At 59.5% G+C, this 8,967-nt stretch carries 6 protein-coding genes; 3 read left to right on the top strand and 3 right to left on the bottom strand.

What is annotated here, in order from left to right; translation table 11 throughout:
* The 3 genes from NZ746_07365 to NZ746_07355 all read left to right on the top strand — a co-directional run.
* Window positions 1–626, top strand: a 626-nt coding sequence (locus NZ746_07365) for a hypothetical protein (GenBank protein ID MCS6817182.1), incomplete at its 5' end; no start/stop codon positions are given.
* Window positions 627–769: 143 nt separating this feature from the next.
* Window positions 770–3,628 (top strand): DUF5695 domain-containing protein, encoded by a 2,859-nt coding sequence (locus tag NZ746_07360; protein MCS6817181.1) that lies wholly within the window; start codon window positions 770–772, stop codon window positions 3,626–3,628.
* A 54-nt stretch (window positions 3,629–3,682) separates the two neighbouring features.
* Window positions 3,683–5,920 carry a DUF5110 domain-containing protein gene (locus NZ746_07355; protein MCS6817180.1) on the top strand — a complete coding sequence of 746 codons (2,238 nt, stop codon included), beginning with the start codon at window positions 3,683–3,685 and terminating at the stop codon, window positions 5,918–5,920.
* A 19-nt stretch (window positions 5,921–5,939) separates the two neighbouring features.
* On the opposite strand, the gene NZ746_07350 is transcribed toward NZ746_07355, so the two are convergent.
* The 3 genes from NZ746_07350 to NZ746_07340 all read right to left on the bottom strand — a co-directional run.
* On the bottom strand, window positions 5,940–7,556 hold the full coding sequence (locus NZ746_07350) for an aldehyde dehydrogenase (NADP(+)) (GenBank protein MCS6817179.1): 1,617 nt from the start codon (window positions 7,554–7,556) through the stop codon (window positions 5,940–5,942).
* A 16-nt stretch (window positions 7,557–7,572) separates the two neighbouring features.
* Window positions 7,573–8,484 (bottom strand): dihydrodipicolinate synthase family protein, encoded by a 912-nt coding sequence (locus tag NZ746_07345; protein MCS6817178.1) that lies wholly within the window; start codon window positions 8,482–8,484, stop codon window positions 7,573–7,575.
* Window positions 8,481–8,967: FAD/NAD(P)-binding oxidoreductase (locus NZ746_07340; protein MCS6817177.1), on the bottom strand; the 487-nt coding region annotated here is incomplete at its 5' end. The genes NZ746_07340 and NZ746_07345, both read right to left, overlap by 4 nt.

The following is an 8,967-nucleotide window of genomic DNA, read 5'->3' as shown; positions in this document are numbered from 1 at the left end:
CCGCCAATCGTCAGCAACCCGTCTTTGCCCGTTTAGCTGACGCGGCGACATCAAAGATTGATGGCGACCGCTTTGATCTCAACTGGGTGGATTGGGACAACGATCGCCATCAGGACGGCTGGCTGTCGTACATGAATCTCGGCGTCGCCTCTTGGCGTGAGCACCTCTTTGAGCGAATCTCGGAGGTCATCGAGCGCTACGGCGTGGACGCTTATTTCCTCGATATCGTTGGGGGGTGGGTGAACAATCCGCAGGCCGATATGCATGAAGGGACGCGCCGACTTGTCCTCGACCTGCGAGCGAAATATCCGCATGTGGTGGCGTGCGGCGAGATGCATTACGATGCGCTCCTGGAGTTCATCCCGCTCTATCACGTGTTCTCTCAGTTCGCCTATCCGGCGGCCGTGCAGAAATATGCGCGTGCTTTCCAGCATCTCAGCCATCCGGCTCCAGGACGAGGCAGCACCGGAGTGCACGAAGCGGGATTCGGACGCTGGAATCCGGAGACACTTTCGCTGCGGGACGAGCAGATTCCAACGCTCAGCGTCGTGGACGACACGTTCACGATCTATCGCGATCAGATGGAGGCTGTCATCCGCCGCGCCCGCCAGCGCGCCGGAATCTAGGAGTAGGAGAGTGCGGACCTTTTCGTCTCCGTCTGTGATGGTGCGCAAGCGAGAAAGCTTGCACTACGGGTAGTGTGGACTTTCCAGCCTGCGAAAATTCTGGGCCGGAAAGCCTACGTCTCTTTTGAGGGAGGGGGCTGCGGATGAAGCTGAAGGTAGGAAGATCGCCTATCATCCTGAGCCTGGTCACGTCTCTTCTCCTCCAGTTTCTGCCAGTATCAGGGCAAAACCTCTCCGGAACAATTCGCACTGAAGAGTTCCTGCTCACGTATGATCATCGTGGGATTACTCAGTTACGGAATCCCCAAGATCCATTCCAAGCTGACCTACTGAGCGGCGAAGGGCGTTTGGGGGAGCCGATCGTCACCTATCGAGTGGAGGGAGGAGATTGGCTGCCGATTTATACGGGCAGGCGAACGCTTCACGCGGAGCCGGACAAGGGCGTGCTCACCTACACGGACACCGATCCCGGATCGCCGCTGAAGATGGTTCAGCAGTTCAAAGTTGAGGGGAAGGTCCTCGATTGGACCATCGAGATCGAAACGGCGATGAATTTCCCCGTGCAGATCGGGGATCTCGCGCTACCGATTCCCTGGCGCTTTCCCGCAGGAGATGCGCGGACGATCTTCGAGCGAAGCTGGACCAAACACCACTTCATCGCCGGGCATGGATCGTTCCTCTATTTCGTGCGACCGAATGGAGAACCTCCCTATCTCATCATCACTGTCCATCCGGGGACGAAATTCGAGTACTACACGTCCGAGGGACGGCGGAATTATCGCGCCTATATCCATTCGGGGCTCACCGGTGGACGCGAGACGCGAGGAAGCTGGCGACAGCCACACACGTTTTTGGATCTGTCGCCAGCGGGCGCTTCGGGAAGCAAGGTTCGTTATGGGGTCCGATTTCAGTGGGCGCAGTCGTATGCCGAGATGCGCGAGATCCTCTATCGGGAAGGGCTCTTCGACATTCGTGTTGTCCCGGGAATGACGGTTCCCGAAGATCTGACGGCCACACTCGCGCTGCGCACGAAAGCTCACATCGAGGCGTTGGAACCGGAATTTCCCGAAGAGACGCGCATCACGTATCTCGGCGAGCGACGTCCCGATCACCACTTGTATCGCATTGCCTTCGCTCGACTCGGAGAGAACCTGGTGACGATCCGGCATGACGGTGGTCGGCGAACCTATCTGGAGTTCTTCGTGACGGAGCCGCTGGAGACCCTGATCAAAAAGCGAAGCCGATTCATCACCCAGCGGCAGCAGCATCGAGACCCGTCCAAGTGGTACAACGGGCTCTACTCGGTCTACGACATGAAGAACAAAGTCCTGCGCAGCCCGGATGACACCGACGGATTCGATTATTGGTGGGGCTACGTGCTGGCCTCCGATGATCCAGCGCTCGGCAAGGCTCCATTTGTCGCTGCGAAAAACGTTCATTTTCCCGATCCGGAGGAGATCGCGTCGGTCGAGTACTACATCAAGCATTTCGTCTGGGGCGGTTTGCAACGCACGGATCAAGAACATCCATATCCATACGGCATCTACGGTGTGCCCAACTGGAAGGTGAACCGCGACCCTGATCCGAGGGCGCGCGCTGGGATTCGGAATCGCCATCTCGACAAAATGCCCATTTGGCGTTCATTCGATTATCCTCACGTCATCATGCTCTACTTCCACATGTACGAAATCGCCAGGAAATATCCTCACCTGGTGCGCTACCTCGATGCGCGGGGGTATCTCGAACGCGCCTATCAAACGGCGCGGGCCTATTTCCTCTATCCCTACGAGATCTTGCCGGAGGAGTATGAGACGTACAAAATCGGCTGCTATAACGAAGTCGTGATCCTGTCGCTCATCACCGCGTTGGAACGAGAGGGATTCCCGGAGAAAGCAGCGTGGCTGCGCAGCGAATGGGAGAAGAAGGCCAAGTACTTCATCTACGACGATCCGTATCCCTATCGCTCGGAATATCCGTTCGACCGAACGGCTTTCGAGACGACATACGCCGTGGCCAAGTACGGAGCCACGCATGAGATGAAACCGGATCAAAATCTCTGGTTCGACAAGCGGCTGCGGAAGTGGTATTCGCATCCGGTCGTGCGAAAGGAAGATGCGCGGGCGTTCATGGAGCGGCAGTTGCGGGCGAATCTGGCTGTTCGCGGTTGGTTGGAAGCAGCGTATTATCTGCTCGGGGCGGACTTCACCGGTTCCTCCGACGTAGGCGCGATGAGCTACATGGCCGCGATGGGAGGCTGGGCGATTCTCGACTACGCCATCCACTTTGCCACGGACCCGACGGACTGGCTTCAACTCGGCTACGCTTCGATTTTGAGCTCCTGGTCATTGATGAACACGGGGCGACCGGAGACGAATTACGGATTCTGGTTCCCTGGCAAAGAGAATGATGGAGCCGCGGGCTGGCAGTTCATGACGGCCAAATTCGGACGCGCGTGGATTCGGAAGGATATGCCGCGAGGAGCCTGGCACTACGATGGTGAAATTGATCTCGGCTTCGGCGGCTTCCTCCGAGCGGCGGCCACGATTTTGACTCGCGATCCGCTGTTCGATTGGTTCGCCTATGGTGGCGTGCTCACCATGTCAGAAGACGAATTCTCGGTTATCCCACGCGATGGACTGCGGAAGCGCTTTCACATCGTGCTCGCCGATTTCCGGATGATGATCGAGCTGGACCGCGATGGATTCGCCGTCGAACGACCGATCGTCGTCGCCCGCGATATGGGGCGTGTTCGGATGGTGATCGAGAATCGAACATCGGATGAGCACGTAACGCAGCTTCGCGTTTCGCTCAGGGACGCGGCGTTAGGAAGAGAATCCCCCCGAGAACCGGGAGCATCACGTATGGCGTATGCCGTCGTTCAAGACGGACGACGCATGGGCGCCGTCCGTTTCGGAGAGGAATCGGAGATCGAATTGCGCATCTCCGGGAATACAATACTCGTCGAGCTGGTTCGAGAGCGCGAGGGAGACCAAAGGAACTGAGCTGATGGGTTCCCTCACGCGGATTCCGGAGATAGTTCCGAACAAGGAGTGAATATGGTGGAGGTCACTCGACGCGAGGTGTTGAAGGGGTTGAGCGCGACGGCCGCTGGGACAATTTTCCGCCTCCGCGAGACTCGCGCTCAAGGTGAGCTGCGGATTCTGGGGCGACCGGTTGAGATCGTGATCTCTCCGGTGAGTGCGCGCACGGTGCGCCTCAGTGTGGTGCCGCTCGACGGCGACCGCCCGATGCCGATCCCGCAGGACGGTTCGCTCGTTCGGGAAACGTGGGGAGCGCCGGTTGCCCGGCTGCGGTCTCTTCGTAACTCGCAGCGAGTGCCAGTCGGAGAGCTTGTCGTTTGGTTCTCCCCAGAGCCGTTGACGGTTCACGTTGAGACGCGCGAAGGACGCCTTGTGCAACGTCTCCAGCTCGATCCGCGCGCTGGCGCGATGAACTTTCTCTTTGGGGATGGACCCGTTCTCGGTCTTGGGCAAGGAGGACCACAGTTCGATCGTCGAGGATCGCGCGATCTCATGCGCAGCGGTCAGGGTGGCTATCGCTTGCGCACGCACGGCGGGCGCGTGCCGATTCCCTGGCTCATCGGGACGTCGGGATGGGCGATATTCATCCACCAGCCGGAGGGAATTTTCGATCTCACGGGAACAGAAGGCCGATTCGAGCCACGGCGTCCGGAGGACGCGCTTCCACTCGATCTCTTCGTCATCGGGACGACGGAGCCGACGGAGATCATGGCTGAATACGCGCGCCTCACGGGATTACCTGAAATGCCCCCGCTCTGGGCGTTCGGGTATCAACAATCGCATCGCACGCTCGCCGGTCGAGACGAGGTCCTCTCCGTCGCTCGCACTTTTCGAGAGAAGAAGCTGCCCTGCGATGTGCTGATTTACTTGGGGACCGGATTCACGCCGTCGGGATGGAACACGGCCAATGGTTCCTTCTCCTTCAATCGGTCGGTGTTTCCCGATCCCGAGCGCATGATCCGCGAGCTGCATGAGATGAACTTTCGCATCGTTCTGCACGTCGTCATTCTTGCGCGCACGCTGCGCGGGACAGCTCGGGATGGATGCGAATTGACGCGATTCGATGAGGAAGAAGCGGGATGTTATTGGAATCTGCATCGTCGCGTCTTTGCCATGGGCATAGACGGATGGTGGGTAGACGAAGGTGATCCGCTCGATCGCACAGCGCGTCTTGTGCGCAATCGCCTGTATTGGGAAGGGCCGCAAATAGATCGTCCGAACGAGCGTCCCTACGCGCTGCATCGCAACGGGCACGCCGGCATGCAGCGGTATGCCGCGTTCCTCTGGTCGGGCGATGTCTATTCCACCTGGGAGACGCTGCGCACGCATGTCCCCGTGGCCGTCAATACCGGACTGAGCGGCATCCCGTATTGGGGAACGGATACGGGAGGATTCGTTCCGACGAAGGAGCTGACGGGAGAACTCTACGTGCGATGGTTTCAATTCAGCGCCTTCTGTCCGCTCTTTCGCTCGCATGGGCGGACGTGGCATCTGCGCTTGCCGTGGGGATGGAATACGGGACAGTTGGGACCGGATGAGATTCGTTCCTATAGCGATGCCGCCAATCCCGATCCGAGCGAGCTGCGCAACCCGCATGTCGAGCCCATCTGTCGCACCTATCTGGAGTGGCGTTATCGGCTTCTGCCGTATCTGTACAGCGTCGTGCGCGAAGGGTGTGAGACAGGATTGCCGATCATTCGGGCCTTGTGGCTACATTATCCTCGCGATGCTTCGGCCATCGGGCGTGGTGACGAGTACCTGTGGGGGCGCGATCTTCTCATCGTGCCGGTGACGGAGAAAGGGGCGACTGTGCGACGACTCTACCTGCCGTCCGATCTGTGGTACGACTTCTGGACGGAAGAGCGCGTGGAAGGTGGGCGGGAGGTAGATCGCGCTGTGGATTTGGCGACGCTGCCGCTCTACGTACGGGCGGGAACAATTCTTCCTCTTGGACCGGTGAAGCAGCACACGATGCAACCAAGCGAAGAGCCGATCACGCTGACGATCTATCCGGGCGCGGACGGCCGGTTCGTCCTCTACGAAGATGATGGCGTGACATTCGATTATCGCCAGGGGGAACAAATGAAGATCGAAGCTGTTTGGAACGATCGGACGCGGCGCCTGAGACTGCAGCTCGTCGAGGGCACGCGGGTGCTGCCGCCGTCGCCCCGGCGGTTTCATCTACGCCTCGCGCCGCAAAAGGATGTGCGCACGATCGTCTTCACCGGCGAGCCCGTGGAGGTCTCGCTCTGACAGCGGGCGTGCTCTTCGTTCACCCGCTTGTCGAACGCACGGGCTCGCGCGTCCATTGCCCATCCACCAAGCGCCAGATGCCCAGGGGATTTTCGTCCTTCAGCTCATCGGGCAGCGCCGTGTTGGGAAAGTTCTGATAGCACACGGGACGGGTGAAACGATAAATCGCTCGCGTGCCCACTGAGGTGGAGCGTCCGTCGGACGTCGCCGGGAAGGGACCGCCGTGTACCATCGCGTGACAAACTTCGACGCCCGTGGGAAACCCGTTGAAGATCAATCGGCCGACCTTCGTCTCCAAGATCGCGATCAGATCGCGAAAAGCGAGGAGATCTTCCTCCGTTCCGTGAATGGAGGCCGTCAGTTGACCCTCCATCTGGCGAGCGATGTCCAAAAGCTGCTCTCGATGCGAGTAAGTGACCAATAACGTCGCTGGGCCGAAGATTTCTTGGCTCAGATCCGGATGCACGAGATATGATCGCGCATCGGTTTGAAAGAGCGCGGCGCGAACATGACATCCTTTCGATTCGAGACCGAGGGGGACATCGGGCCGAGGGGCGATGAGAGTGATAACCGTGTGACGCGCGCGCTCTTCGATGGTTCGACGATACGTCGCACAGATGCCCGGGGTCAAAAGCGTGAACGTTGATGCTTCAGCCATCAATGTGGCGAGCTTTTCGACAAACGACGAGGAAGTACTTCCTTCTTCGATCACGACGATCCCCGGCTTCGTGCAAAACTGGCCAGCTCCAAGCGTGACCGAGGCATGAAGGCCGATAGCGATCTGCTCTCCGCGTTCACGCAGAGCGCCAGGGAGGATGAAGATTGGGTTGATGCTGCTCATCTCCGCATAAAAGGGAATTGGATCGGGACGAGAAGCCGCTTCCATCATGAGGGCGAGGCCTGCGGCACGCGAGCCTGTGAAGGCGACGGCTTTCACAGAGGGATGCTTGACGAGCGCGCGGCCGATCTCGATGCCTGCGTCGAAGAGGAGCGAGAAGACGCCTTCAGGCATCGCGCACGCGCGCGCCGCTTCGAGAATGGTGCGTCCGACCAGTTCGGATGTCCCGGGATGAGCCGGATGCGCTTTGACGATCACGGGATTTCCAGCCGCTAGTGCTGAAGCCGTATCGCCACCAGCGACGGAGAACGCTAGGGGGAAATTGCTCGCTCCGAAGACAGCGACGGGACCGAGTGGATGCATCATGGAGCGAACATCGGGCTTAGGGATCGGTTGGCGATACGGATCAGCGCGATCAATGCGCGCATCAACCCACGATCCCTCTTCCACGAGGTCGGCGAACAACCGGAGTTGAAAACAGGTTCGCGCGCGCTCGGCTTGAAGTCGAGTCCGAGGCAGGGCCGTCTCTTGCTCTACACGGTCGAGGAGCATATCGCCCAAGGCTTCGATGTTCTCCGCGATCTGGCGGAGGAAACGCGCCCGTTGACGGCCAGACATCCGACTGTAAGTGGCAAACGCCCGTGCCGCCAATTGCGCGGCTTCATCCACCTCGAACAGATGGGCCGAGTGAAATGGAGGATCCAGCTGCTCACCGGTCGCGGGATTAATGGCGAAAAACAGCGTCCCGCCCGGAGCTCCGTGACGAGATCCGATGAGAGAAAAACCGGCAAGCGACATAATCCAGCCCCCCGAGCTATGAAACGGGCGCGAGCGCAGGGCGTGTCTGCAAAGCGGCGTGGATCACAGCGCGAGCTTGCTCCAATTCCGCACCGACGAGCTCCAAGCGAGGAGGTCGCACGCGCGTGTTCCCCATGCCGACTTCTTGCTGGACAAGCTTGATCAATTGCACGAACTTCGGCACCGTGTCCATCCGCAACAAGGGCAAGAACCAACGATAGAGTGCGAAGGCGTGATCCCACTCACCTCGCTGCGCCAGCTCAAAGAGCACCACCGATTCTCGGGGGAGGGCATTGGCGAGACCAGCGATCCATCCGACCGCTCCCATAGCAATGCCCTCCAGGATCAGATCGTCCACGCCCACGAAGAGAGCCAAGCGGTCGCCGACGAGGGCGCGAATCGCCGTCACGCGGCGAACATCCATGCTTGATTCTTTTACCGCATGGAAATTCTCATGCTCGGCCGCGAGTTCTTGAATCTGTTCGGGGAGGAAATCCGTGCCGTAGGCGATCGGATTGTTATAAAGCATGCATGAGAGTGGGGTCGCGCGGAATATGGCCGCGATGTGGGCCTTCATCTCCCTCCAGTCCCCACGATAGACGTAAGGAGGGAGGACCATGAGGCCCTGGCATCCAATGTCCGCTGCCCGTTGGGCCAGTTCGACAGCTTCTCGAGTACTCAAGGCCGAAATCCCCGCGACAACGGGCGCGCGCCCATCAAGGGCACGCACGCAGGTCCGAAAGACAGCAAGCTTCTCTTCGAAGCTGAGCGTCGCTCCTTCTCCTAAAGATCCGCAGGCCACAATGCCCGTGCATCCGTTCTCGATCAACCAGATACAGTGCCTGGCCATGAAGGCGTGATCAATCTGCAAACGCTCATCGAAGCAAGTGGTTATCGCCGGCATGACGCCTTTCCACTGCATCGTCATATGTTTCCTCCTCGCCCTGGGAATGGAGCCTGCATCAAACTCTCCACGCGAGTTGGGAAGATCGGCGGCCGGTGCGACTCGACAGTCCAGCCGAAGAGAAACTCGACGGCGGGACCGCAAATCCGCCCCTGACACGGACCCATGCCACATCGGGTCTGGAGTTTCGCCTCCCTCCAGGAACCATATCTCCTCAAGCGCTCCAACGGAACGTCTTCGCACCGACAGATGATCGTCCGCGCATCGGGAAGAGATTTTAATTCCGGGCGGAGGGCGAATGCGCGATTGAGCCGAGAGGCGAAACACCGCCAGCGCGCACGTAGTCCGAACAGGGCGCGCGCCAGTTCCGGACGACCGGCCGCCGCATACCCAGCGATTTGTCCCTCGATCAGAGCAAGATCAACGCCTCCGATTCCCGTCGGCTCCCCAGCGCAGAAGACGCCTACGCGCGAGGTCTCTTGAAATTCATTCACTCGCACATATCCG

It is taken from the genome of Blastocatellia bacterium, assembly GCA_025055075.1.
GTDB lineage: Bacteria > Acidobacteriota > Blastocatellia > HR10 > HR10 > HR10.
This window is presented reverse-complemented; position numbering and strand designations above follow the sequence as displayed.

Excerpts from the sequence above, each read along its gene's own strand:
- NZ746_07360 (MCS6817181.1), top strand. The coding sequence starts at position 770 with ATGAAGCTGAAGGTAGGAAGATCGCCTATCATCCTGAGCCTGGTCACG.
- NZ746_07355 (MCS6817180.1), top strand. The coding sequence starts at position 3,683 with ATGGTGGAGGTCACTCGACGCGAGGTGTTGAAGGGGTTGAGCGCGACG.
- NZ746_07345 (MCS6817178.1), bottom strand. The coding sequence starts at position 8,484 with ATGACGATGCAGTGGAAAGGCGTCATGCCGGCGATAACCACTTGCTTC.
- NZ746_07350 (MCS6817179.1), bottom strand. The coding sequence starts at position 7,556 with ATGTCGCTTGCCGGTTTTTCTCTCATCGGATCTCGTCACGGAGCTCCG.